Origin of the sequence: Halopseudomonas sabulinigri (assembly GCF_900105255.1) — a bacterium.
GTDB lineage: Bacteria > Pseudomonadota > Gammaproteobacteria > Pseudomonadales > Pseudomonadaceae > Halopseudomonas > Halopseudomonas sabulinigri.
In genome coordinates, this window is the sequence record NZ_LT629763.1 from 276,065 (window position 1) to 299,823 (window position 23,759).

General features: G+C 59.2%; 20 protein-coding genes. 18 read left to right on the forward strand and 2 right to left on the reverse strand.

Going from position 1 to position 23,759, the window contains the following annotated elements:
* Positions 1-8: 8 nt before the first annotated feature.
* The 8 genes from odhB (at position 9) to BLU26_RS01215 (ending at position 9,629) form a co-directional block, all read left to right on the forward strand.
* Complete coding sequence (gene odhB / locus BLU26_RS01180) at positions 9-1,229, forward strand: 2-oxoglutarate dehydrogenase complex dihydrolipoyllysine-residue succinyltransferase (protein ID WP_092283130.1); 1,221 nt, start codon at positions 9-11, stop codon at positions 1,227-1,229.
* Positions 1,230-1,327: 98 nt separating this feature from the next.
* Positions 1,328-2,764 carry a dihydrolipoyl dehydrogenase gene (gene lpdA, locus BLU26_RS01185; protein ID WP_092283131.1) on the forward strand — a complete coding sequence of 479 codons (1,437 nt, stop codon included), beginning with the start codon at positions 1,328-1,330 and terminating at the stop codon, positions 2,762-2,764.
* Positions 2,765-3,050: 286 nt separating this feature from the next.
* Positions 3,051-4,217, forward strand: coding sequence for an ADP-forming succinate--CoA ligase subunit beta (gene sucC / locus BLU26_RS01190; protein ID WP_092283132.1), 1,167 nt, complete (start codon positions 3,051-3,053; stop codon positions 4,215-4,217).
* Complete coding sequence (gene sucD, locus BLU26_RS01195; protein WP_092283133.1) at positions 4,217-5,098, forward strand: succinate--CoA ligase subunit alpha; 882 nt, start codon at positions 4,217-4,219, stop codon at positions 5,096-5,098. The genes sucC and sucD overlap by 1 nt, the downstream gene beginning before the upstream one ends.
* Positions 5,099-5,255: 157 nt before the next feature.
* Complete coding sequence (locus tag BLU26_RS01200) at positions 5,256-7,052, forward strand: DUF4153 domain-containing protein (protein WP_092283134.1); 1,797 nt, start codon at positions 5,256-5,258, stop codon at positions 7,050-7,052.
* A gap of 71 nt (positions 7,053-7,123) precedes the next feature.
* Positions 7,124-8,440, forward strand: coding sequence for a branched-chain amino acid transport system II carrier protein (gene brnQ / locus BLU26_RS01205; RefSeq protein WP_092283135.1), 1,317 nt, complete (start codon positions 7,124-7,126; stop codon positions 8,438-8,440).
* 50 nt (positions 8,441-8,490) lie between these two features.
* Complete coding sequence (locus tag BLU26_RS01210; protein WP_092283136.1) at positions 8,491-9,237, forward strand: DUF599 domain-containing protein; 747 nt, start codon at positions 8,491-8,493, stop codon at positions 9,235-9,237.
* Positions 9,234-9,629 carry an MAPEG family protein gene (locus tag BLU26_RS01215; protein WP_092283137.1) on the forward strand — a complete coding sequence of 132 codons (396 nt, stop codon included), beginning with the start codon at positions 9,234-9,236 and terminating at the stop codon, positions 9,627-9,629. The genes BLU26_RS01210 and BLU26_RS01215 overlap by 4 nt, the downstream gene beginning before the upstream one ends.
* A 130-nt stretch (positions 9,630-9,759) precedes the next feature.
* Here BLU26_RS01215 and BLU26_RS01220 read toward each other — a convergent pair whose 3' ends face one another.
* Positions 9,760-10,116 carry a hypothetical protein gene (locus BLU26_RS01220; protein WP_197674516.1) on the reverse strand — a complete coding sequence of 119 codons (357 nt, stop codon included), beginning with the start codon at positions 10,114-10,116 and terminating at the stop codon, positions 9,760-9,762.
* A 53-nt stretch (positions 10,117-10,169) separates the two neighbouring features.
* Positions 10,170-10,355 (reverse strand): hypothetical protein, encoded by a 186-nt coding sequence (locus tag BLU26_RS01225; protein WP_092283138.1) that lies wholly within the window; start codon positions 10,353-10,355, stop codon positions 10,170-10,172.
* Positions 10,356-10,538: 183 nt separating this feature from the next.
* Between BLU26_RS01225 and BLU26_RS01230 the strand changes: the two genes are divergently transcribed.
* From BLU26_RS01230 to BLU26_RS01275, 10 genes are all read left to right on the forward strand, one after another.
* Entirely contained in the window at positions 10,539-11,006 is a 468-nt protein-coding gene (locus tag BLU26_RS01230) for a PaaI family thioesterase (RefSeq protein WP_092283139.1), read from the forward strand.
* Between the two features lie 20 nt (positions 11,007-11,026).
* A complete protein-coding gene (locus BLU26_RS01235) occupies positions 11,027-11,473 on the forward strand; it encodes a PaaI family thioesterase (protein WP_092288306.1) in 447 nt (148 codons plus the stop codon).
* A gap of 26 nt (positions 11,474-11,499) precedes the next feature.
* On the forward strand, positions 11,500-12,459 hold the full coding sequence (locus tag BLU26_RS01240; RefSeq protein WP_092283140.1) for an LSm family protein: 960 nt from the start codon (positions 11,500-11,502) through the stop codon (positions 12,457-12,459).
* Between the two features lie 131 nt (positions 12,460-12,590).
* Positions 12,591-14,495 (forward strand): molecular chaperone HtpG, encoded by a 1,905-nt coding sequence (htpG, locus tag BLU26_RS01245; RefSeq protein WP_092283141.1) that lies wholly within the window; start codon positions 12,591-12,593, stop codon positions 14,493-14,495.
* A gap of 137 nt (positions 14,496-14,632) precedes the next feature.
* The gene (locus tag BLU26_RS01250; RefSeq protein ID WP_092283142.1) at positions 14,633-15,409 is read left to right on the forward strand and encodes a dienelactone hydrolase family protein; all 777 of its coding nucleotides are present in this window, start codon (positions 14,633-14,635) and stop codon (positions 15,407-15,409) included.
* Between the two features lie 56 nt (positions 15,410-15,465).
* A complete protein-coding gene (locus BLU26_RS01255; protein WP_157719267.1) occupies positions 15,466-16,542 on the forward strand; it encodes an efflux RND transporter periplasmic adaptor subunit in 1,077 nt (358 codons plus the stop codon).
* Positions 16,543-16,555: 13 nt separating this feature from the next.
* Entirely contained in the window at positions 16,556-19,660 is a 3,105-nt protein-coding gene (locus BLU26_RS01260; protein WP_092283144.1) for an efflux RND transporter permease subunit, read from the forward strand.
* A gap of 178 nt (positions 19,661-19,838) precedes the next feature.
* Entirely contained in the window at positions 19,839-21,194 is a 1,356-nt protein-coding gene (locus tag BLU26_RS01265) for a hypothetical protein (protein ID WP_092283145.1), read from the forward strand.
* 124 nt (positions 21,195-21,318) lie between these two features.
* Positions 21,319-23,130 carry an ABCB family ABC transporter ATP-binding protein/permease gene (locus tag BLU26_RS01270; RefSeq protein WP_092283146.1) on the forward strand — a complete coding sequence of 604 codons (1,812 nt, stop codon included), beginning with the start codon at positions 21,319-21,321 and terminating at the stop codon, positions 23,128-23,130.
* A gap of 89 nt (positions 23,131-23,219) precedes the next feature.
* A complete protein-coding gene (locus BLU26_RS01275) occupies positions 23,220-23,618 on the forward strand; it encodes a nuclear transport factor 2 family protein (RefSeq protein ID WP_092283147.1) in 399 nt (132 codons plus the stop codon).
* Positions 23,619-23,759 lie beyond the last annotated feature (141 nt).

Genomic DNA, 23,759 nt, shown 5'->3' on the forward strand with positions numbered 1-23,759 from the left:
GATCGACAATGGCTATTGAAATCAAGGCCCCTACTTTTCCGGAATCGGTTGCTGACGGCACAGTCGCTACCTGGCACAAGCAACCGGGCGATGCGGTAAAGCGTGACGACCTGCTCGTCGACATTGAAACCGACAAGGTTGTGCTGGAAGTACTGGCCGAAGCTGACGGCGTCATGGGCGACATCGCCAAGGCCGAAGGCGACACTGTGTTGAGCGGTGAAGTTCTGGGTAGTCTGAAAGACGGCGAAGCTGCGTCGGCACCGGCTGCCAAACCCGCAGAAGCCAAGGCCGAAGCTGCTCCGGCCGCGGCCGAGTCTGCTGACGAGCCCATGCTATCTCCGGCGGCGCGCAAGCTGGCAGAAGAGAATGGCCTGGCTGCCGCCGACATTGCCGGCACTGGCAAAGGCGGACGCGTTACCAAAGAAGACGTACTGAACGCCGTCGAAGCCAAGAAGAACGCGCCAGCGGCTGCGCCGGCTGCCAAGCCTGCTGCTGCACCCGCTGCGGTAGCGGTAGGCGAGGGTGATCGCGTCGAGAAGCGCGTGCCCATGACCCGTTTGCGTGCGCGGATTGCCGAGCGTCTGGTCGACGCCCAGTCTAGCATGGCGATGTTGACCACCTACAACGAAGTCAACATGAAGCCGATCATGGACCTGCGCAAGAAGTACAAGGATCTGTTCGAGAAGAAGCACGACGGTGTCCGCCTGGGCTTCATGTCCTTCTTCGTCAAGGCCGCTACCGAAGCGCTCAAGCGTTACCCTGCGGTGAATGCCTCTATCGACGGTAACAATGTGGTTTACCACGGCTATCAGGATATTGGCGTCGCCGTGTCCAGCGACCGTGGCCTGGTTGTACCTATCCTGCGTAACACCGAGCACATGGGCCTGGCGCAGATCGAAGGCACCATTGCCGATTACGGCCGCAAGGCGCGCGACGGCAAGCTGACCATGGAAGAGATGACCGGTGGTACCTTCACCATCTCCAATGGCGGCGTATTCGGTTCGCTGCTGTCTTCACCCATCGTCAATCCGCCGCAGGCCGCGATTCTCGGCATGCACAAGATCCAGGAACGCCCCATGGCCGAGAACGGTCAGGTGGTCATTCTGCCAATGATGTATCTGGCACTATCCTACGATCACCGCCTGATCGACGGCAAGGAAGCGGTCAGCTTCCTGGTCGCTATCAAGGAATTGCTGGAAGATCCGGCACGTTTGATTCTGGACGTCTGATTAAGGCTGCACGCTTTCAGCGGCAACATTAGGCGCTGCTCAGCTTGGCAAAGAGCTGAGCAGCCTTCGGATTATTGCTGCCAACAGAGGATTTGGTTATGAGTCAGAAATACGATGTGGTAGTCATTGGTGCGGGCCCTGGCGGTTACGTCGCGGCAATTCGCGCCGCACAGCTGGGTTTGAAAACCGCCTGTATCGAAAAGTATGTGGGCAAGGATGGCAAGCAGGCACTGGGCGGCACTTGCCTGAACGTGGGTTGCATCCCGTCCAAGGCGCTGCTCGACAGCACCTGGAAATACCATGAAGCGAAAGAGGGCTTCAAGATTCATGGCATCGACATCAAGGGCATCAATATGGATGTCCCGGCGATGGTCGAGCGCAAGGACAAGATCGTCAAGCAGTTCACTGGCGGTGTTTCCACTCTGTTCAAAGCCAACGGCGTGACCAGCATCGAAGGTCACGGCAAGCTGCTGGCAGGCAAGAAAGTTGAAGTCACGGCGCCGGATGGCACCACCAGTGTCATCGACGCTGAAAACGTCATCCTGGCCTCCGGCTCGGTACCGATCAATATCCCGCCAGCACCGCTGACCGACGACATCATCGTTGACTCTACCGGCGCACTGGACTTCACCAGCGTACCCAAGAAGCTGGGCGTTATCGGCGCCGGCGTTATTGGTCTTGAGCTGGGTTCGGTATGGCGTCGTCTGGGCGCTGAGGTTGTGGTATTTGAAGCCCTGGATACCTTCCTCGGTCTGGCCGATGAGCAGGTTGCCAAGGAAGCACTCAAGACCTTCACCAAGCAAGGTCTGCAGGTGCGTCTGGGCGCCCGCGTTACCGGCACCGAGATCAAGCGCAAGCAGGTGGTGGTATCCTTCTCCGATTCTGAAGGCGAACAGCAACTGACCTTTGACAAGTTGATTGTCGCGGTTGGTCGCCGTCCTTACACCGAAAACCTGTTGGCCTCCGATTGCGGTGTTGATCTGGACGAGCGCGGCATGGTGTTTGTGGACGATTACTGCGCTACCAGCGTACCTGGCGTCTATGCCGTGGGCGACATGGTGCGTGGCCCTATGCTGGCGCACAAATCCTCGGAAGAGGGTGTGATGGTTGCAGAGCGCATCGCCGGTCACAAGGCAGCCATGAACTACGATCTGATCCCTTCGGTAATCTACACTCACCCGGAAATCGCCTGGGTCGGCAAGAACGAGAAGCAGCTCAAGGCCGAAGGCGTCGAGTACAACGTCGGCGTATTCCCCTTTGCCGCCAGCGGCCGTGCAGTGGCCGCCAACGATACCGGCGGTATGGTGAAGATGATTGCCGATGCCAAGACCGACCGGGTGTTGGGTGTTCACGTGATCGGGCCAAGCGCGGCGGAGCTGGTGCAGCAGGGCGCGATTGCCATGGAATTCGGCACCAGCGCCGAAGACCTGGGCATGATGGTGTTCTCCCACCCGACCCTGTCCGAGGCGCTGCATGAAGCGGCTTTGGCGGTCAATGGTCACGCGATTCACATCGCCAACCGCAAGAAGCGTTAATATAGCGATCCAGAGACCAGGCGGTTACTCTATGACCGTCTGGTTTTCGCAACGAATAACTTTGACCGAGTAATCGGTCAGGCCACAACGAGGTGGTCAGTCAGCTGGCTGGAAAAGGTTTCCCGACGCATTAGCTGCGCCAGTGGTTACAAAATGTAACCCTGGGATGGTATGTAGTGTTTACCATGTTCGGGCTGACAGGCTTCCGGCAGGCGGCATTGGTGGCGGCAACTCGCAGAGTGGCGGCTAGAAAGTAATTCCTACACGATCAAAACGGTAGATAAGCATGAATCTTCACGAATATCAGGGGAAGCAGCTGTTCGCTGAATACGGTCTTCCAGTATCCAAGGGCTTCGCTGTTGACACTCCGGAAGACGCGGCAGAAGCGTGTGACAAGATTGGCGGCGATATGTGGGTCGTCAAGGCGCAGGTTCACGCTGGTGGTCGCGGTAAGGCTGGTGGTGTAAAGCTGGTCAAGAGCAAAGAAGAAGCCAAAGCCTTCGCCGAAAAGTGGCTGGGCCAGCGTCTGGTAACCTACCAAACAGACGCCAGCGGTCAGCCTGTCAGCAAGATTCTGGTTGAATCCTGCACTGATATCGCTCAAGAGCTTTATCTGGGCGCCGTAGTCGATCGTTCCACTCGCCGTATCGTTTTCATGGCCTCCACCGAAGGTGGTGTTGAAATCGAGAAAGTGGCTGAAGAAACCCCCGAGAAGATCCTCAAAGCTACCATCGATCCGCTGGTTGGCCCGCAGCCTTACCAAGGCCGTGACCTGGCATTCCAGCTGGGTTTGAAAGGCGATCAGATCAAGCAGTTCACCAATATCTTCGTCGGCTTGGGCAAGCTGTTTGCTGACTACGATCTGGCGCTGCTGGAAATCAACCCGCTGGTGATCAAGGAAGACGGCAATCTGCATTGCCTGGATGCCAAGATCAACATCGACGGCAACGCCATGTACCGCCAGCCCAAGCTGCGCGCCATGCACGATCCGTCACAGGATGATCCGCGCGAAGCCCACGCTGCCAAGTTCGAACTGAACTACGTTGCCCTTGAAGGCAACATCGGCTGCATGGTGAACGGCGCTGGCCTGGCCATGGGTACCATGGACATCGTCAACCTGAATGGTGGCAAGCCTGCCAACTTCCTGGATGTGGGCGGCGGCGCGACCAAAGAGCGCGTTACCGAAGCCTTCAAGATCATTCTGTCCGACTCCAACGTCGCTGCGGTTCTGGTCAACATCTTCGGCGGTATCGTTCGTTGTGACATGATTGCCGAAGGCATCATCGGCGCGGTGAAGGAAGTGGGCGTTAAAGTCCCTGTGGTCGTTCGCCTTGAAGGCAACAACGCCGATCTCGGCGCCAAGGTACTGGCCGAAAGTGGCCTGAACATCATCGCTGCAACCAGTCTGACCGACGCTGCCCAGCAAGTCGTCAAGGCCGCGGAGGGTAAATAATGAGCATCCTGATCAATAAAGACACCAAGGTAATCTGCCAGGGCTTCACCGGCTCGCAGGGCACCATGCACTCCGAACAGGCCATCGCCTATGGCACCAAGATGGTTGGTGGTGTTACCCCAGGCAAGGGTGGCACTACGCACCTGGGCCTGCCGGTTTTCAACACCGTACGTGAAGCCGTAGAAGCCACTGGCGCTGACGCCAGCGTGATCTACGTTCCTGCGCCGTTCTGCAAGGACTCCATCTTGGAAGCAGCCAACGGCGGCATCAAGCTGATCGTCTGCATCACCGAAGGCATTCCTACCCTGGACATGCTGGATGCCAAGGTACGTTGTGACGAGCTGGGCGTGCGCCTGATCGGCCCCAACTGCCCGGGCGTCATCACCCCCGGCGAGTGCAAGATCGGCATCATGCCCGGTCACATTCACCTGCCAGGCAAGGTTGGTATCGTGTCCCGTTCCGGCACCCTGACCTATGAAGCCGTCAAGCAGACCACTGACGCCGGTTTCGGTCAGTCTTCCTGTGTTGGTATCGGTGGTGACCCGATCCCGGGTTCCAACTTCATCGACATTCTGGAAATGTTCGAGAAGGATCCGGCCACTGAAGCGATCGTCATGATCGGCGAGATCGGTGGTAGCGCAGAAGAAGAAGCTGCCGCCTACATCAAGGCCAATGTCAGCAAACCAGTTGTGTCCTACATTGCGGGTGTAACTGCTCCGGCAGGCAAGCGCATGGGGCACGCTGGCGCGATCATCTCCGGCGGCAAGGGTACTGCCGACGAGAAGTTCGCCGCGCTGGAAGACGCTGGTGTAAAAACCGTGCGTTCGCTGGCCGACATCGGCAAGGCACTGTCCGAGCTGACCGGCTGGGCAATGAAGTAAACATCTGAGCGCATCAGATGGTGAGCAAAACCCCGCCAAGGCGGGGTTTTGTTTTTCCAATCCCCCTATTTCGGTGGCAGGGCAACCCGGCGCCAACTGAGCTATAACCAGCAGACACCCGCTGTTTTACGGCCGAGCAATACATAAGGATTAAACGATGCCGGGGTTTGACCGCATCAACAGCCTGCATTTGATGGTAGGTAGTTTTCAGGCCGTGTTGGCCTATGGGTTGTACGAAGCGGCTGAGCAGGCTGTATGGCCTGCGAGCCACGCAGCGGCCTTCATTCCGCTGTTCATGCTCATGCTGTTTTTCCCCTTTGCGTTTTATTGCGCAAGCCAGGCGCTGACGGTACGGCGCTGGCTGATTAGCTTTGCTATCGCCTTGCTGGCGGCGGCAGTGGGCTTGTATCAGGGGCTGACCGTGAGCGGTTTGGCCAGCAACGGCGCGGTGCTGCAGGCAGATTGGTCGCCAAGTAACCTGGAAGACTACCTGATGCCGGCGCTGATTCTTGGACTGGCGCTGTTTCTGCTGCTTCCCGCGCTGGCGCTGTATCAGCGCGGGGCGCGTGTTACGCACGCGCGTTGGATGCAGGCGCTGCAGCAAAACGCCCAGTTACTGATGCAGGCGGCCCTGGTGCTGGGGCTGTTCTGGGCGGTGTTGATGTCGGCCTCGGCATTGTTTGGTTTGATTGGCCTGGAGTTCTTGCAGGAGCTCATCGAACGCAGTTGGTTCTCCATTCCGCTCAGTGTGCTGGTGTTCTCGCACGGTGTGTCGCTAGCGGTACGCCATCACGGCGTTTCCGACTATTTATCGGATCGGGCGGGTCGGTTGTGCGGCTGGCTGTTCCCGCTGGCTGTGCTGTTGAGTGTCGGTTTTGTGCTCAGCTGGCTTATGCAGGGTGTTGGTACGTTATTGGCCACGGGGCATGCGGCCAATCTGTTGTTGTGGTTTGTCACACTGAATCTGTTGCTGCTGATTCTGAGTGTACAGGCTGGTGATGGGCCAAGGTCTTCGCGCCGCTGGTTTGGCTGGGTGATGCTGGCCGGTGCTCTGTCGCTGTTGCCGATGGTTGCAGTCGCCGGTTATGCGCTGGGGTTGCGGGTTGAGCAGTACGGCCTTACGCCTGCGCGCATTTGGGCCATCTTCGTCAACCTGGTGCTGGCCGTCATGGTGCTGGGTTATCTGCTGCACGCGCTGCGGGTTGTTAGCTCGCCCGGATCGCCCTGGTTGCGAATAACCAGCGGCTATGCGGCTGCACTGGTAGTGCTTGGCATCTTGCTGATGCTTGGCGGGCCACTGGATCCGCGGCGTATCAGTGTTGGTAGTCAGATGGCGCGCTTGGCAGAGCCTGAGCTGGATAACGCGGCACTGGTGCGCTTCCTGGCGCGCGACGGCGGCCGTTTTGGCACCGTGGCGCTACTGCAGTTGGCCAAGCAGACGGGCGAGCCAGGCAGTGCGGTGGCGGTGCGCGCCGCGCTCGCACGCGATGCCCTGGAGCGCACCGATGGCAGCTCCGGCGAGGCGTTGTTGGCCATCGTCGAGGGTTTGCCGGTATTTCCTGCCGATGTGGCATTGCCGCAGGGGCTTCAGGAAAAACTCGTGGATTACCCGGTCTTGGCCGGCTGCTCCGCTGATCTGAAGGCGCGCAACGCCTGTCTGATCTGGCAACTGCAGCTTAGCGATCACGGCCCCGTGCAGTACCTGTTGCTGAAGCATAACGCGGCGTCAGGCCCGCACCCGGTGCTGTGGCGACAGTCGGCTGATGGTAAGTGGGGGCAGGTCGGGAGTATTGATTTGCAAGGCGACTGCGATACCGAGCAACTGGGCGCTGCCCAGCTGTTTGATGCGGTAGTGGCGGGCCAGGTAGAGCAGGTGCCAAAACCGAACAGAGACCTGGCGGTCAACGGTAAACGAATTCACACCGCGCTTTGGGAGCAGTTCGACTGCGACTGAGCCGGTATCACTTAACGCGTTCGAGGCGCAGGGACGTAGTACTCGTGCAGTAGACAGGTAACTGAAAAGCGATGAAAACACTGAAATCATTCGACCTACTGGCGCTGGGTTTCATGACCTTTGCCTTGTTCCTGGGGGCCGGTAACGTCATATTCCCGCCAAGTGCCGGCCTGGCGGCGGGCGAGCACATGCTGCCGACCGCACTGGGCTTCATGCTCACCGCCGTTGGCCTGCCGCTGTTGACGCTGATTGCGCTCGCGCGGGTAGGCGGTGGCCTGGCTGAGTTGACTACGCCACTCGGGCGCTGGCCAGGACTGGTATTGAGCGTAGCGGTTTACCTCGCCATTGGACCTCTGTTTGCCACGCCGCGGACCACTGTGGTGTCTTACGAACTGGGTCTGGTGCCTTTTGTACAGGACACGTGGCTCACCCTGCTGTGCTACAGCGTCCTCTACTTCGCTGCGGTCATCTTCCTGGCACTCAAGCCGGGCCAACTGGTACAGCGTGTGGGTATGTTCATCACGCCGGTCCTATTGCTAGGGCTTACCCTGCTAGGCCTGGCGGCGGTGCTCTTTCCAGCCGGCGAGATGGCCGCTGTCAGCACCGGCTATCACGATGGCGCGATGCTCAAAGGGTTCGTGCAGGGATACCTGACCATGGATACGCTTGGCGCTCTGGTGTTTGGCATCGTGATTACCACGGCTATTCGTGACCGTGGTGTCAGTACCGAGCGTCTGATCACCAGGTACACAGTGATGGCTGCGCTGGTGGCGGCGCTGGGACTGTCGCTGGTGTACCTGGCCCTGTTCTATCTTGGCTCCACCAGCAGTGAGCTGGTGGCTGCCGATGCCAACGGCGGCGACATTCTGGCGGCGTATGTGCAGTTTCGTTTTGGCACGGCGGGTAGCCTGTTGCTGGCGGTGGTCATCATACTGGCCTGTATGACGACGGCCGTGGGCTTGCTGACCGCGTGCGGCGAGTTTTTCAGCAAGCTGCTGCCGGCCAGCTACGCACAGGTAGTGTGGGTTTTGGGGCTGTTCAGCATGCTGGTGGCGAATCAGGGGCTTGATTCCTTGATTCAAGTGTCCATTCCGGTGCTGGTGGGCTTGTATCCGTTGGCTATTGTGTTGGTGTGTCTGAGCTTGGTGGGCGCGGGGTGGGCCAGACCGCAGAATATCTTCCGCCCGGTGATGCTGGTAACCCTGGTGTTTGGTGTGATCGATGGCCTCAAGGCAGCTGGCCTGATGGCGGCGGAGGGTGGCTGGTCTGACGCGCTGCCGCTGGCGGGCCAAAGCCTCGGCTGGCTGCTGCCAGTTCTGGTGGCGCTGATGCTGGCTATACTGGTGGAGTATCTGCGCCATGGTGGATTGCGGCGCGGCGCGGCTTGATACAGCAAAGTGTTAACAAGACCGTTTTTCAATGAGCGCAGGGAGTGTAGATGCAGTCGTTTCCGGATGCGGGTAGTCTTTGGGTCAATCTGTTGGCCATCAGCTGGTTTCTGTTCTGCTGGGTAGGTTACACCTACTACGCACAGCACAAGGGGCGTGATACCGCCTGTCTTGCCAGCGTTCTGCACTTGTATCGACGTGACTGGATGAATCGCCTGCTGCTGCGTGAGCAGCGCATGTCGGACGCCAGCGTGATTGGTAATCTGGAGCGCAATACTTCCTTTTTTGCCTCCAGCACGCTGCTGATTCTGGCGGGTCTGATCACGGTGCTGGGTGCGACCGACCGCGCGCAGAATCTGCTGCACGAGCTGCCATTTGTGGCGCAGGTCAGTCGCGAGATTTCTGAACTCAAGTTGCTGGTGCTGATGGCGATCTTCGTTTATGCCTTCTTCACCTTTTCCTGGGGTATGCGCCAGTACAACTTTGCCTCGGTTCTCTTGGGTTCGGCGCCGTTGCTGGGCGAGAAGAACGTGACCGAAGCAGAAAAAAATGCTTATGCCGAGCGCATGGCACGGGTGCTGTCGATGGCCGGTAACGAGTTCAACCTCGGGCTGCGGGCCTACTACTTCGCACTGGGTACCCTGACCTGGTTTATCAATCCTTTGCTGTTCATTCTGACCACGGCGGGTGTGGTGCTGGTACTCTATCGCCGTGAGTTCCATTCCGATGTGCTGGATATCATGATGTTCAGCCCGGCCCCCATCGCGTCACCGGTTAATCAGGAGAAGGTCGAATGAGTTTTATGCTCTGGTGTTTGTTCTTTGCCGCATTGCTGCTGGTGTTTACCAAGGTGCCGGTCGCTATGGCCATGGCGCGTAGCGGTGACAAGGGCTACGACAACAGCCACCCGCGCGCGCAGCAGGCGGCATTGACTGGCTGGGGTGCTCGCGCGATGGCCGCGCACAACAACATGTTTGAGGCCTTTCCGTTGTTTGCCGCTGCGGTGCTGGTGGTGCAGTCGACCGGCAGCGTGGGTAGCCTGGCCAACCTGCTGGCAGGCTTGTTTATCGTTGCCCGCGTACTTTATACGCTGTTGTATTTGGCAGATCGTTCGACCTTGCGCAGTCTGGTCTGGGGGGTGGGGTTTATCTGCTGCCTGATCATGCTGGTATTGCCGGCCATGCGTTAGGCGCGGTAACGGTCTGGAGCCAGGCCGGGTTGATCAATAAGTCGAGAAGGGGTTTGGTGCCGGGGTGGGTATGGTGCTGGACTGCAACGGAATGCGGGCAAGCCCTTGGGCTTGCCCGCAATCGGTTCTGTTACTCTTCTTCGATGGCGCGTTCCATGGACTCCTTAGACTCAACGGCAGCATCCTTCACCGCTTCACCCTTGTCTTCCACGTAATCAGCGGAGGTATCGTAGGCTTCTTCGATATTCTCGCCAGCGGCATCCATCTTGTCTTCAATGACCTCGCCAGTGGTCTTCTCGTTACCGGTCATTTCACGGGCTTTCTGCTCAACGGCATCGCCGGTCTCTTCGGCGGCGTCACCCATGTTGTCCACGGCTTCGGAAACATTTTCTTTGGCGCGGTCCATCTTGTCTTCGGGCTCATCCTGACAACCTGCTACCAGGCCGACGGCACTCACCAACATCGCAGCTGCAAACAGTTTTTTCATCTTAATCTCCTTATGATGAAAACAGGCTTATCTTTACGTGCTTGTTATAGGTATTACTGCGCTTCCTGGGCTTTCTGCTCGATGGCATCGCCGGTTTCCTCGGCGGCGTCACCCATGTTTTCCATGGCGTCAGAAACGGAATCTGCTGCGTCTTCCATCTTGTCTTCGGGCTCATCCTGGCAACCTGCCAACAGACCCATGCCCGCCATCAAGATAGCTGCTACGGCTAATTTTTTCATCGTAATTCTCCATACTGATGATGTTGAATGTCAGGCATATAGGCCGTGTGCGCGGCGTGAAGTTCCGTTGCCTGCAGTTTCTGGAGTCAAAACTGTGATCTGGGTACTATGCTCACCCTTATGGCGCAGCGATCAACAAGCCGCGTTTGAATGCCAATGGCACAGCAAATAGCAGGATGAGCAATGAGTAGTATTCAAGAGCGGGCGCAGAACTTTCTGTCTGTGCTGCGGCACTGTCAGCATCTGGGTTTGAGCGTCGAGCAGGCCGATGAAAACGGCCTGATCATCAAACTGCCCTACAGCGATAAAATCGTGGGTAACCCGGTGACGGGGCTGATTCATGGCGGCGCCATCACCACCTTGATGGACACCTGCTGCGGCATCTCGACCGTCTGCTATCTACCGAGCTTTGAAATCTGCCCGACGCTGGATCTGCGAATCGACTACATGCGGCCTGCCGAGCCCGGCAAACCTATTTTCGGTTTTGCCGAGTGCTACCGCGTGACGCCCACGGTGATCTTCACGCGTGGCGTGGCCTATCAGGAGGACCGCGAGCAACCCATTGCCCATGTTGTGGGCACCTTTATGCGCATGGGTAAGGCGGCGGAGCAGGGTGGCTTGAACGGCAAGGTTGATGGGGGCGCAGTATGAGTTTGGACGAACTGAAAGCCATGAACCTGGATGAGCTGAAAGTGCAGGAGGTCGTTGCCAGCTCGCACCAGAGCGGTGATTACAGCCCGCTGGTCAGGCTGATTCCGTATGCCAGCATGATCGGCATGGAAGTAACCCGGTTGGGCGATGAAGCGGTGTTTCGCCTGCCCAAGTCTGAAGACAATATCGGTAACCCGGTATTGCCAGCGTTGCACGGTGGCGTGATTGCGGGCTTTATGGAGCAGTCTGCCATGTTGCACCTGATGATCTTCATGAACAGTGCGGTGTTTCCCAAAATCATCGACTTCTCGGTAGATTACCTGCGGGCCGGGTTATACCGTGATACGTTTGCAACCTGTCAGGTGTGGCGGCAGGGCCGGCGCGTGGGCAATGTGGCGATTACCGCCTGGCAGACACGTTCAAAAGAGCCGATTGCAACGGCCAGGGCACATTTCAAGCTCGATTAGCATTGGTAGGGGAGTAGTGCACAGACATGGAAGCCTTGTTGATTCTGGGTGGTGCAGTTGTCTTTCTGGTCGCCTGGGTATGGCTGGCCCTGGCCAGTCGCAACCTCTCGGTAGGGCTGTTTGTGGTCGCGCTGGTGGCGCCGGTGGTGACCCTGGTCTTGCGGGGCAAGGGCTACCTCAGGCCGCCTCGCTTGCTGTTGCTGCTGGGTATCCTGATCAGTCTGGGCGGTTTGGCTTTGCTCTATCGAGAGCAGCCGGAGCAATTTGATCGGCTGGTGTCGGGCCAGTGGGTGCAGCAACCGGACGACAGCGCGCTCAGCGGTACCCTGATGGATCAGCCCTTTATCCCCACCGAGGTTCGTTGGCAGGGCAAGCACCTGATCTTCGCGGAAAAGGTAGGTGAGCGCACCCGTCGCTCGCTGGTGGTCAAGTTTGATCGTGCGACATCCTTGCTGCAGGGAACGGCCATTGACCTGTTGCCGGGCGACGTCGGGCCGTGGCCCGAAATGGTCCTGCAGTGGTACACCGGCGCCCTCGAGCAGCCAGGCCTACGCCGCCTGGACGGCGCCTACAGCATGAGCCTGGCCTTCTCGGCACAGGGTTCCAGCACGCAGATGATCGTGCACCTGCACCTGCCTAGCGAGTTCGGTACGCGCCTGAGCGGCAGTGTGCTGCTGGATGGTCAGCCCAGCTGGCTAGGCAAGTCGGCCGTGGTGGCGCCAGTCCCAGCGCCGGCACCTGAACCGCCGCCGGTTATCAAGCCTGAATGGCAGGACATCAGCGTGCTTGCGCTGCTGGATGAACCGCGGTTGTTCATTGGCCAGCCGGTGCGGCTGACCACTACTGCAGGCAAGGAGTTCGCCGGAGTACTCAAGGCGGTCACCGCTGACAAACGCGTGGTACTGGCGCTGCCGCAGGGCGCCAACCAGGTGGATTTTCAGTTCCATCCGGTGGATATCGAGCGCCTGCGCACCCGCACGCGCTGACGGAATTTTCGCCTGTCGTAATGGCGGGCCTTGAAAAACGACAGCCAGCCCCCATTTCCTCTCCATTGCCGGCCCTATCTCCTGACGAGGTAGGGCCACGTTTCAACTGAACGCTATGGAGACAATTCGACATGACCGTGGAAAGCCAAAAGGAAACGCTCGGGTTCCAGACTGAGGTGAAGCAACTGCTGCATCTCATGATCCATTCGATGTATTCGAACAAGGAGATTTTCCTCCGCGAGCTGGTTTCCAATGCGTCCGACGCTTCCGACAAGCTGCGCTTCGAAGCGATCGCCAACCCCGAGCTGCTCGAAGATCAGCCCGATCTGCGCATTCGCATCAGCGCCGATGAGAAAGCCAACACCTTGACCATCGAAGACAATGGCATCGGCATGTCGCGTCAGGAAGTGATCGATCATCTGGGTACCATTGCCAAATCTGGCACCGCAGCATTTATGCAGCAGCTGACCGGCGACCAGAAGAAAGACGCCAGCCTGATTGGCCAGTTTGGTGTGGGCTTTTACAGTGCATTCATCGTTGCCGACAAGGTCGAGGTGTTTACCCGCCGCGCTGGTTTGAGCGCCGGTGAGGGTGTGCACTGGGAGTCGGCCGGTGAGGGCGAGTTCAGCATTGCTACCGTCGAGAAGCCCGAGCGTGGTACCCGTATCGTACTGCACCTCAAGAGCACCGAATCCGAGTTTGCCGATGGTTTCCGTCTGCGCAACGTGGTAACCAAATACTCCGACCATATCTCCCTGCCCATCGAGTTGCCCAAGCAACACCACGGTGAAGAGGCCGACAAGCCAGCAGAAACCGAGTGGGAAAGCGTCAACCGCGCCAGCGCGCTCTGGACTCGCCCGCGTACCGAGGTTAAGGACGAGGAGTATCAGGAGTTCTACAAACACGTTGCCCATGACTTCGAGAACCCGCTGAGCTGGAGCCACAACAAGGTCGAAGGCAAGCTGGAATACACCAGCCTGCTCTACGTGCCGGGTCGTGCGCCCTTTGATCTGTATCAGCGTGAAGCACCGCGCGGCCTCAAGCTGTATGTGCAGCGCGTATTCATCATGGACGACGCCGAGCAGTTCCTGCCGCTGTACCTGCGCTTTATCAAGGGTGTGGTGGACTCCAACGACCTGTCGTTGAACGTCTCGCGGGAGATTCTGCAGAAAGACCCGGCGATCGACAGCATGAAGTCGGCGCTGACCAAGCGCACACTGGATATGCTGGCCAAACTGGCCAAGAACGAGCCAGAGCAGTATGCGACCTTCTGGAAAGCCTTCGGCAGCGTATTGAAAGAAGGCCCGGCGGAAGACTTCGCTAACCGCGAAAAAATCGCCAGCCTGCTGCGCTTTGCCTCTACCCAGCAGAACGACGACAGCGAAGTAGTCAGCCTGGACGCCTACCTTGAGCGTATGGTCGAGGGGCAGGACAAGATCTACTACCTCACTGGCGAGCGTTACAACCAAGTGAAGAACAGCCCGCACCTCGAGATCTTCCGCAAGAAGGGAATCGAAGTGCTGCTGCTGACCGACCGTATCGACGAATGGCTGATGAGCCACCTGACCGAGTACAGCGGCAAGCAGTTTGTCGACATTGCGCGCGGTGACCTGGATCTCGGCAAGCTGGAAGGCGAAGAAGACAAACAGGAGCAGGAAAAGCAGGCCGAAGCCAAGGCCGATCTGGTCAAGCGTATTCAGGATGTCCTCAAGGATGAGCTGCAGGAAGTGCGCGTATCCCATCGCTTGACCGATTCGCCGGCGGTGCTGGTGATCAACGAGGATGACATGGGCCTGCAGATGCGCAAGATTCTCGAAGCTACCGGCCAGAAGGCGCCGGAGAGCAAGCCGATTCTTGAGATCAACACCAGCCATCCGCTGCTCGACAAGCTGGACGCGGAGCAGGATGAGGCGCGGTTCGGCGACCTCAGCCGCATCCTGTTCGATCAGGCGGCACTGGCCGCAGGCGAGTCCTTGCAGGATCCGGCTGCCTACGTGCGCCGTCTCAACAGCCTGTTGGTTGAGCTTAGCCGTTAAGCGGCCGAAGGCGATTGGCGTGCACCGCGCCAGTCGCCACAGACAATGTTACGAATGATGCCTGCGCAAGCAGGCATTTTTTATGTGTATGGGGTTATGCTTGGGCCTTTCTTGCGGATGCTGAAAGGAGATGGCAGATGAAAAAGACCCTGAGCACACTGGTGATGACCGGGCTGGCCAGCATGGCGCAAGCCGAGATGACTGTGCAGAACGTGGCTTACGAGATTGATGGCGAGGCGTATGAGGGGCTGCTGGTATTTGATGACAGCATCACCGAGCCGCGCCCTGGCGTGCTGATGGTGCCCAATTGGATGGGCGTCACCGAGCAGGCCGCGGAGAAAGCCGCTAAAGTCGCGGGTTCCGATTACGTGGTTTTCGTCGCGGACATGTACGGTAAGGATATTCGTCCGGCCAACGCTGACGAGGCTGGTGCAGCTGCCACCAAGGTGCGCTCAGACCGGCCGCTGATGCGTCACCGTGTGAATACTGCACTGCAGGTGCTGCGCGAGCAGGCCGCTAGCGTGCCGCTACAGACCGACAATCTGGTGGCTATTGGGTTCTGTTTTGGCGGCGGCACGGTGCTGGAGCTGGCGCGGTCTGGCACCGAGATCAAGGGCGTGGTGTCTTTCCACGGTAACCTGGATACGCCCGAACCGGCTGACGCCAAGGCGATCAGGATGCCGGTGCTGGTGCTGCATGGCGCCAATGACCCCTTTGTTCCGCAGGAGCAGGTATTGGCCTTTGAGGACGAAATGCGCAACGCCAACGTAGACTGGCAATTGGTCAGTTATGGCGGTGCGGTGCATTCCTTTTCCGACCCCTACGCAAAAATGCCTGGCAAGGCCGAATACCATCCTGTGGTAGCAAAGCGGGCCTTCGCCGCGATGCGGCAGTTCTTCGACGAAGTGCTTTAAGCCAGTGGGGCGCTCTGGATAGTTGCGTTAGTACATGAGTAACCATGGGTAGCTCAATGTTTTCAAAGAATAAAAATAACCTGGTTGCGCTGCTGTTTGGGTTCTTTAGCCCTTTGGCTGTCGCTCAGGTCGCGCGGCTGCCGGTCATAGTGGCGGCGGTGGAGGAGCGCACCCTGAACAGCGATATCCAGGCGCTCGGTACCCTCCAGGCGAACGAGTCAGCGCAGTTGACCAGCCCGATTTCGGCGACCATTTCACGCATCCATTTTGATGACGGCCAGCGAGTGGCTGCCGGCGAAGTACTGGTCGAGCTGACCAACCGCGAGCAGGTGGCTGAGCTGGAGGAGGCCAGGGTGGCGTTGGACGATGCCCGTCGTCAGTTGCAGCGCACCCGTCAGCTGGTGGATAACAAGTTTGTCTCGGCGCAGGAATTGGATGGTCGACAGCGCGAATTTGAAGTGGCCCAGGCGCGCCTCGGCGCCGTTGAAGCGCGTTTGGCAGACCGCCTGATCAAGGCGCCCTTTGCCGGCGTACTGGGGTTGCGGCAGATCAGTATCGGAACATTGCTGTCGCCGGGCATGCCGGTTGCCACGCTGCTGGACGACAGTGTCATGAAACTGGATTTCAGCATTCCGGAAACCCGCATGGCGCAGCTGCGACCGGGCCTGGGAATCATCGCCGTTGCCAGTGCCTTCCCTGAACGTAGCTTCATCGGGAGTATCGTTTCGCTGGACAACCGGGTAGACCCGATCACGCGGGCTATTCGCGTGCGCGCCGAGCTGGATAACGAGGAGCGCCTGCTGCGCGCCGGCATGCTGATGAGCGTCAGTGTGGCCAGTGCTCCGCGCCAGACTCTGGTTATTCCAGAAGAAGCGCTGTTGCCGCTGGGCGACAAGCAGTTCGTCATGCGTATTGAAGGCTCGTCCGGGGCACTGCACGCACAGAGCGTGCGGGTAGCCATAGGTGAGCGGCTGCCTGGGTTGGTAGAGATTACCTCTGGGTTGGCGTTAGGTGAGCGGGTGGTGACCCACGGTGGCTTTCGCTTGGTTTCCGGTCAGCCGGTGCTGATCAAGGCTGAAGTGGCTGCAGGTGAATCAGTGCGGCCGGCGCTCAACGCGGCGGCGACGCCCTGATGCGGCAGCGGCCATGATTCTTTCCGATACCGCTGTTCTGCGGCCCGTATTTGCCACCGTATTGTCACTACTGCTGGTGATTTTCGGCCTGGTGGCGTTCAACGAGTTGCCACTGCGTGAGTACCCTGACATCGACCCGCCGGTGGTGACCATCGAGACCGACTACGTTGGCGCCAACGCCAGCGTGGTCGACTCGCAGATTACCCAGGTGATCGAAGAGCGCATCGCCGGCATTGAAGGGATCGAGTTTATCGAGGCGCGCAGCGAAGATGGCCGCTCGCAGATTACCGTGCGCTTCGCCATCGACAAGGACATCAACGAAGCAGCCAACGATATTCGCGACCGTGTCTCCAGCGCCGCCGGCAACCTGCCGGTCGAGGCCGACCCGCCGGAAGTACAGAAGCTCGACGCCAACGAGGATGTCATCGTCTGGTGGAATCTGACCAGCGACCGCCTCAGCCTGCCTGAACTCACCGACTACGCAGAGCGCTATCTGGTAGACCGCTTCTCCACACTCAATGGTGTGGCACGGGTGCAGGTTGGCGGGTCGCAGCGCTTTGCCATGCGTGTGTGGCTCGACGCCCAGGCGCTGGCGGCGCGCAATCTCACCGCCGAGGATGTCGAGCAGGCGCTACGCCGCGAGAACGTGGAGCTGCCGGCGGGCTCGGTGGAATCGATCAATCGCCAGTTCACCGTGCGCGTCACGCGCGCGTTCAATGACGCCGAGCAATTCAGCCGGCTGGTGGTCGCCCGCGGCGACGATAACTATCTGGTCCGCTTGGGCGAAGTGGCGCGGGTCGAGCGGGGTACTGAGGAAAGCCGCAACCTGTTTCGCGGCAACGGCGTACCTATGGTCGGCATTGGCCTGACGCGGCAATCCACCGCCAACACGCTGGAGGTGTCGCGCAGCTCCAAGCAACTGGTCGATGAGCTGAACCCGACGCTACCTGAAGGCATGCAGATTCTGCCCAGTTACGACAGCGCGATTTTTATCGAGGGCGCGGTAAAGGAGGTCTACAGCACCCTGCTGATTGCACTGGTGCTGGTGGTGATCGCGATTTTCATCTTCCTCGGCAGTCCGCGGGCGATTCTGGTGCCAGCGGTGACCCTGCCGGTCTCCATCATGGCGACTTTTATTGCTCTGCTGCTGTTTGGTTTTACCGTCAACCTGCTGACCTTGCTGGCGCTGGTGCTGGCTATCGGGCTGGTGGTCGACGACGCCATTATCGTTCTTGAAAACGTTCGCAGACGCATCGACGAGCTGGATGAAACGCCTTTGGTAGCGGCCTTTTACGGCACGCGTCAGGTTGGCTTCGCGGTGGTGTCGACCACCCTGGTACTGATCGCCGTGTTTGTACCCATCGCCTTTTTGCAGGGTGATGTCGGGCGCCTGTTTTCCGAGTTTGCCCTGACCATGGCGGCGGCCGTGGCCTTCTCCAGCTTTGTTGCGCTCACACTCTCGCCGGTACTCGCCGCCAAGGTACTCAAGCCCCACGATGAGGGACGCCTGAGCCGCGCGGTAGAGCGGATACTGCACCACAGTCGCGCAGTCTATCGGCGTCTGCTGGTCGCGGTGTTACGGCTACGCTGGCTGGCGCTGGTAGTGTTTGTGTTGTTGGCGGCCGGCACTGGCTGGCTATTCCAGACGCTGCCCAGCGAATACACCCCGCGTGAGGATCGTGGCACCTTTTTCATCATCGTCAACGGCCCCGAGGGTGCTACTTACGAGTACATGAACGATTACATGGGCGAGATCGAGGCGCGCATGTCGGAGTATGTCGACAGCGGCGAGGTTACGCGCATGCTAGTGCGGGCGCCGCGCTCCTTTGGCGGGGTCACCACCTTCAACACAGGTATGGTCATTGTGGTGCTGGATGACTGGGAGCGCCGCCGCTCCGGCTGGGAGATTATGCAGCAAGTACAGCGCGACATGGCCGATCTGACCGGGGTACGGGTATTCCCGATCATGCGCCAGGGCTTTGGTGGTCAGCAGTTACAACCTTTCCAACTGGTGATCGGCGGCGCCGGCAGCTACGACGAGTTGGCCGAGTGGCGCGATCTGCTGTTGTCGCGAATCCAGCAGGACAACCCGGGCCTGGAGAACATCGATACCGACTACAAGGAAAACCAGCCGCAGCTGCAGGTCGATATCGACTACGACCGCGCGGCCGATCTAGGGGTGAACATCAGCGTGGTGGGGCGTACCCTGGAGACCATGTTTGGCTCGCGGCGGGTGACCACTTACATCGACGATGGCGAAGAGTACGATGTGATTCTGGAAGGCGAACGCAGCCAGCAACGCAGCCCGGCGGCGCTGGAAAACATCTACGTGCGCTCCGATACCAGTGGGGAGCTGATACCGCTGTCCAATCTGATCACCCTGCGCGACACGGCCGGCTCCACCACCCTTAACCGTTACAACCGCTCACGCGCCATCACCATCAGTGCCTCACTCGCCGAAGGCGTGCCGCTGGGCGTGGCCCTGACACAGGTCGAGCAGATGGCGCGCGAGCTGCTGCCGGAAACCCTGGTACTGGATTACAAGGGTGACTCGCTGGATTTGCGTAACGCCGGCAGCTCGATGGTGTTTATTTTCATCCTTGGGCTGCTGGTGGTATTTCTGGTGTTGGCGGGGCAATTCGAGAGTTTCGTGCACCCGCTGATCATCATGCTGGGCGTGCCCATGGCGATTGGCGGCGCGCTACTGGGCCTGTGGCTCACCGGCAATACGCTGAACCTCTACAGCCAGATTGGTTTGGTCATGCTGATTGGCCTGGCGGCCAAGAATGGCATTCTCATCGTCGAATTTGCCAACCAGCTGCGTGATCAGGGTATGGACTTTGATCAAGCGCTGACCGAGGCCAGTGTCTTGCGCTTGCGCCCAATTCTGATGACCGGTGTGACCACGGTGGCCGGCGCCGTGCCGCTGGTGCTGGCGTTTGGCGCCGGGGCGGAAACCCGCTCGGTCATCGGCATTGTGGTGATTTCCGGCGTGAGCATGTCGATGCTGCTAACGCTTTTTGTCATCCCGGTGCTCTACAGTTTTCTCGCCCGGGGTACCGGCTCGCCGGAGGCAACCGCCAAGCGTCTGGCGGCGGAGCAGGTAACAGGCGAATAGGTTGCTTCGGGCAGAGCAACATAAGCGAGAACAACGTTATGCCATCGGTCGGGGTGATAGGCGCCGCAACCGCTGACGTAGAGCGTCTCGTCTGGGCATAATGCGCCAAGAAGTGCGGTAACAAAGGGCGGCTCGACTGCCCGCTACAAAAACAATAATCATCGACACGGAGAATGCAATGGCTCACCCCGAACAACCCGGCTGGCGCTGGGGCCCCTTTACCTTTCGTTTGCCGTTCTACCACACCCGATTCCACTGGCAGGAAGCGCTGCAGGGCTTCTTTGTAGCAGCGGCGACCGGGCTGGCGTTGGTGCCCATCATGACCGGTGCCTTTGGCTTGAGCTTCGAAGAAGCCATTGCCGTATCGATGATTCACTCCATTCTGATCGGCTCAGCGCTGATCTTTTTCGGCGAACCCTACGCCCCCGGCTGGATCACTCCGGCGCTGCCGCTGGTGCTGACCTTTGTGCTGACCGGTTATGAAGACCCGGTCAGTCGCTTTCAGGCCATGACGGCGCTATCTCTCAATTTTGCGGTGCTGCTCATACTGCTGGGCATCACCGGGCTGGGAAAAAAGTTCGTCATCTGGCTACCGGACACGCTGAAGGCCGGCATTATTCTGGGCGCGGCGATCGCCGCGGTGTACCGGGTGTTTGTGGGTGATGAAAGCAGCCCGTCGATTCTCTCGCACCAGCCAATAAGCATCATCCTGGCCTGTGGTGTGTGCCTGATCTTCTCGTTTTCGCTACCGCTGCAGAAGCTGCGAGAGAAGTCGCGCGCGATTGCACTCATTGCGGCGCTGGGCCTGCTGCCGGGGTTCTTCGTCGCTGCCTTGGTTGGCCCCATGGTAGGCGAGATCGACTACAACCTGCAGTGGGGTATTCTGTTCCCGCCGGTGGCCGACGCCTTTGCCAAGATGTCGCCCTTTGCCATTGGCTGGCCGAGCATCGAGATGTTTGTGCAGGCCATCCCTCTGGCGGTGATTACTTATGTCATCCTGTTTGGCGATATCGTCACCGGTAACGAGGTGATTCGCGATGGCATGACCAAACGCAACGACGAACACATCGACATCAACCCGACGCGCACCCATCTGTCGGTCGGTATTCGTAATGGTCTGCTGGGTCTGTTTGCACCTTTCTTCCCCACCCAGGGCGCCATGTGGACCGGTGTGCAGGTAATCATCGTGCAGCGCTGGGCGCAGGGTAAAGCCAGCATGGACAGTCTGCACAGTGGCTTGATCAGCTACTACATGATGGGCATTCCGGTGCTGTTCTTCCTCAAGCCGCTGCTCACCGGCCTGCAGCCACTGCTGTACGTTGCTCTGGCGCTGACCCTGATGCTTACCGCGTTCGCCTGTGCCTACGTGGCCATGTCGATCCCGCGCAACAACACCTCGCGTGGCACCGTACTGTTGATCGGCGCGGGTCTGGCGTTTTTCGATCCGTGGACGGGTCTGGCACTGGGCGTGCTGGCTACCGTGCTGATGGTGGGCTGGGATCGCAGCACTGATCCTATCCCGCACGAGGATTGAGGTCGACGGCTAACTCTGCCGACTAAGCCGGCAGGGGACGTGTTGCGTGGGCCAGGGTGCTTGACCCTGGTCCACGACATGACCACACTGCCGAGCTCCACTTAATTCGCCCAGTGCGGTCATCATGCGCCCCCGTTCCGATAACCAATACGCTTCCGGCCCGACCAACTGGCGCATCATCCTCAGCCTGCTGCCTTATCTGAAAGAGTTTCGCGGACGTGTGCTGCTGGCCATGCTCTGCATGCTGGTCGCCAAGCTCGCCGGTGTCACCGTTCCCTGGCTGTTGAAACTGATCGTGGATCACTTCGACTCCGCGGCCGATGCCCTGGTGCTGGTCCCCGTGGCGCTGCTGGCAGCCTATGGTCTGGTTCGATTTTCCTCCGTCTTCTTTGGTGAACTGCGCGACGCGGTATTTGCTCGCGTGGCCGAACGTGCCATGCGGCGTATCTCGCTGCGGGTGTTCGAGCATCTGCACCGGCTTGATCTGAGCTTTCACCTGTCGCGGCGTACCGGCGGCCTGGCGCGAGACATTGAGCGCGGTACCACGGGCATCAGTTTTCTGCTGCGCTTTATGGTCTTCAATATTTTGCCCACGCTGATCGAGATTGGCCTGATCACGGTTATCTTGCTGATCAATTTCAGTGTCTGGTACGCGCTGGCGGTGCTGGGCGCCGTGGTGTTGTATTGCGGTTTCTCCATCTGGTGCACCGAGTGGCGCAACCGCTTCGTGCGTGAGAGCAACCAGCTCGACAACCTCTCCAATACCCGCGCCATCGACAGCCTGCTCAACTTCGAGACGGTCAAGTACTTCGGCAACGAAACCTTCGAGGCGCAGCAGTACGATCAGAACCTGCAGCGCTGGGAAGCAGCGCGCATGAAGAACCGCCTGTCGCTGGTGGCGCTCAACTCCGGTCAGGCGCTGATTATCGCAGCAGCGGTAATGCTGCTGATGTTCATGGCAGCCGGCGAGGTCAGTGCCGGCAGCATGACGGTAGGCGAGCTGGTGATGATCAACGCCTACATGATTCAGCTGTTTGTACCGCTGAATTTCCTCGGGTTCATTTATCGCGAGATCCGCGAAGCCCTGACCAATATCGAGCGCCTGTTCGGCCTGCTGGACGCCCCGGCCAAGGTCGTGGATGCAACGGATGCAGTGCCCTTGCAACTGCGCGGAGGCGAGGTAAGGTTCAAGCAGGTCGCCCATGCGTACGACCCGGCGCGGCCCATCCTGGACGACGTCAGCTTTCACATCCCGGCTGGGCATACGCTGGCTATTGTGGGGCCAAGCGGCGCCGGCAAGTCGACCTTGGCGCGCTTGCTGTTCCGCTTTTATGACGTAGCGGCTGGCAGCATCGAGATCGATGGCCAGGATGTCCGCACCGTGACTCAGAACAGCCTGCGCCAGGCCATCGGCGTAGTGCCGCAGGACACCGTACTGTTCAACGCCAGTATCGGCTACAACGTGGCCTATGGCGCGCCGGGCGCGAGTGAAGAAGACATCTGGCGGGTACTGCGGCTGGCGCAGCTGGAAGACTTTGTGCGCGAGCTGCCACAACAGCTGGAGACGCCGGTCGGCGAGCGCGGCCTGAAACTCTCCGGTGGCGAGAAACAGCGTATCGCCATCGCCCGAGTGCTACTCAAGGACCCACCGATCTTGATTCTGGACGAAGCCACCTCGTCGCTCGACAGCCACGCCGAACGGCGCATCCTCGATGCCCTGAATCTGGTTGCCAGCAAACGCACCACCTTGGCGATCGCCCATCGGCTCTCGACCATCGTACACGCCGAGCGCATTCTGGTACTGGATCACGGTAGGGTAGTGGAACAGGGTACCCACGCCGAGCTGCTGGCTCATAAGGGGGCTTATGCCCGCCTGTGGGCTGATCAGCAACGGGGGGAGCAACAGGGCGAACAGACTGATCCGCGTGACGCCTGATTCAGCCGCTGAATCTCCCTTGCCGTGCCGCTAGATTGGCTCAAGAATGAGTCAATCTCAAAAACAACAAGGCACGACAGGAGCACAGTATGAGCAGCGTAATCGAACAATGGCACCACATCGTGGAAAATCTCGATGCCAACGGGCTAGATAAGCTGCTGGCCGACGATGTGGTGTTCCATTCGCCGGTGGTACACACCCCGCAAGCCGGCAAGCACATCACCAAACTCTACCTGGCCGCCGCCATGCAAACGCTGAACGCCCCTGGCCATTTCAAGTACCTGCGTGAAGTGATCGATGGCAACAACGCGGTACTGGAATTTCAGACCGAGATCGACGGCATTACCATCAACGGTGTCGACATGATCCAGTGGAATGACGCCGGCCAGATCATCGACTTCAAGGTCATGGTGCGCCCGCTGAAAGCCGTCAACGCTATCCACGCAGCCATGGGGCGGATGCTGGAGGCGATGAAGCCTAAAAGTTGATCTATCTGAGTTGAGAAGCTCCTCGCTTTTTGGGGGCTTCCATCTTCACCTATTAGCGCGCTGCCACTGTGTCGTGACCGTTCGTTCATTTTCTGTGCGTAACTTGCGATCTGTGTCACGTTTCTCTTGATACTTATTTGA

Coding starts and splice junctions, on each gene's coding strand:
- odhB (WP_092283130.1), top strand. CDS start 9: ATGGCTATTGAAATCAAGGCCCCTACTTTTCCGGAATCGGTTGCTGAC.
- lpdA (WP_092283131.1), top strand. CDS start 1,328: ATGAGTCAGAAATACGATGTGGTAGTCATTGGTGCGGGCCCTGGCGGT.
- sucC (WP_092283132.1), top strand. CDS start 3,051: ATGAATCTTCACGAATATCAGGGGAAGCAGCTGTTCGCTGAATACGGT.
- sucD (WP_092283133.1), top strand. CDS start 4,217: ATGAGCATCCTGATCAATAAAGACACCAAGGTAATCTGCCAGGGCTTC.
- BLU26_RS01200 (WP_092283134.1), top strand. CDS start 5,256: ATGCCGGGGTTTGACCGCATCAACAGCCTGCATTTGATGGTAGGTAGT.
- brnQ (WP_092283135.1), top strand. CDS start 7,124: ATGAAAACACTGAAATCATTCGACCTACTGGCGCTGGGTTTCATGACC.
- BLU26_RS01210 (WP_092283136.1), top strand. CDS start 8,491: ATGCAGTCGTTTCCGGATGCGGGTAGTCTTTGGGTCAATCTGTTGGCC.
- BLU26_RS01215 (WP_092283137.1), top strand. CDS start 9,234: ATGAGTTTTATGCTCTGGTGTTTGTTCTTTGCCGCATTGCTGCTGGTG.
- BLU26_RS01220 (WP_197674516.1), bottom strand. CDS start 10,116: ATGAAAAAACTGTTTGCAGCTGCGATGTTGGTGAGTGCCGTCGGCCTG.
- BLU26_RS01225 (WP_092283138.1), bottom strand. CDS start 10,355: ATGAAAAAATTAGCCGTAGCAGCTATCTTGATGGCGGGCATGGGTCTG.
- BLU26_RS01230 (WP_092283139.1), top strand. CDS start 10,539: ATGAGTAGTATTCAAGAGCGGGCGCAGAACTTTCTGTCTGTGCTGCGG.
- BLU26_RS01235 (WP_092288306.1), top strand. CDS start 11,027: ATGAACCTGGATGAGCTGAAAGTGCAGGAGGTCGTTGCCAGCTCGCAC.
- BLU26_RS01240 (WP_092283140.1), top strand. CDS start 11,500: ATGGAAGCCTTGTTGATTCTGGGTGGTGCAGTTGTCTTTCTGGTCGCC.
- htpG (WP_092283141.1), top strand. CDS start 12,591: ATGACCGTGGAAAGCCAAAAGGAAACGCTCGGGTTCCAGACTGAGGTG.
- BLU26_RS01250 (WP_092283142.1), top strand. CDS start 14,633: ATGAAAAAGACCCTGAGCACACTGGTGATGACCGGGCTGGCCAGCATG.
- BLU26_RS01255 (WP_157719267.1), top strand. CDS start 15,466: ATGTTTTCAAAGAATAAAAATAACCTGGTTGCGCTGCTGTTTGGGTTC.
- BLU26_RS01260 (WP_092283144.1), top strand. CDS start 16,556: ATGATTCTTTCCGATACCGCTGTTCTGCGGCCCGTATTTGCCACCGTA.
- BLU26_RS01265 (WP_092283145.1), top strand. CDS start 19,839: ATGGCTCACCCCGAACAACCCGGCTGGCGCTGGGGCCCCTTTACCTTT.
- BLU26_RS01270 (WP_092283146.1), top strand. CDS start 21,319: ATGCGCCCCCGTTCCGATAACCAATACGCTTCCGGCCCGACCAACTGG.
- BLU26_RS01275 (WP_092283147.1), top strand. CDS start 23,220: ATGAGCAGCGTAATCGAACAATGGCACCACATCGTGGAAAATCTCGAT.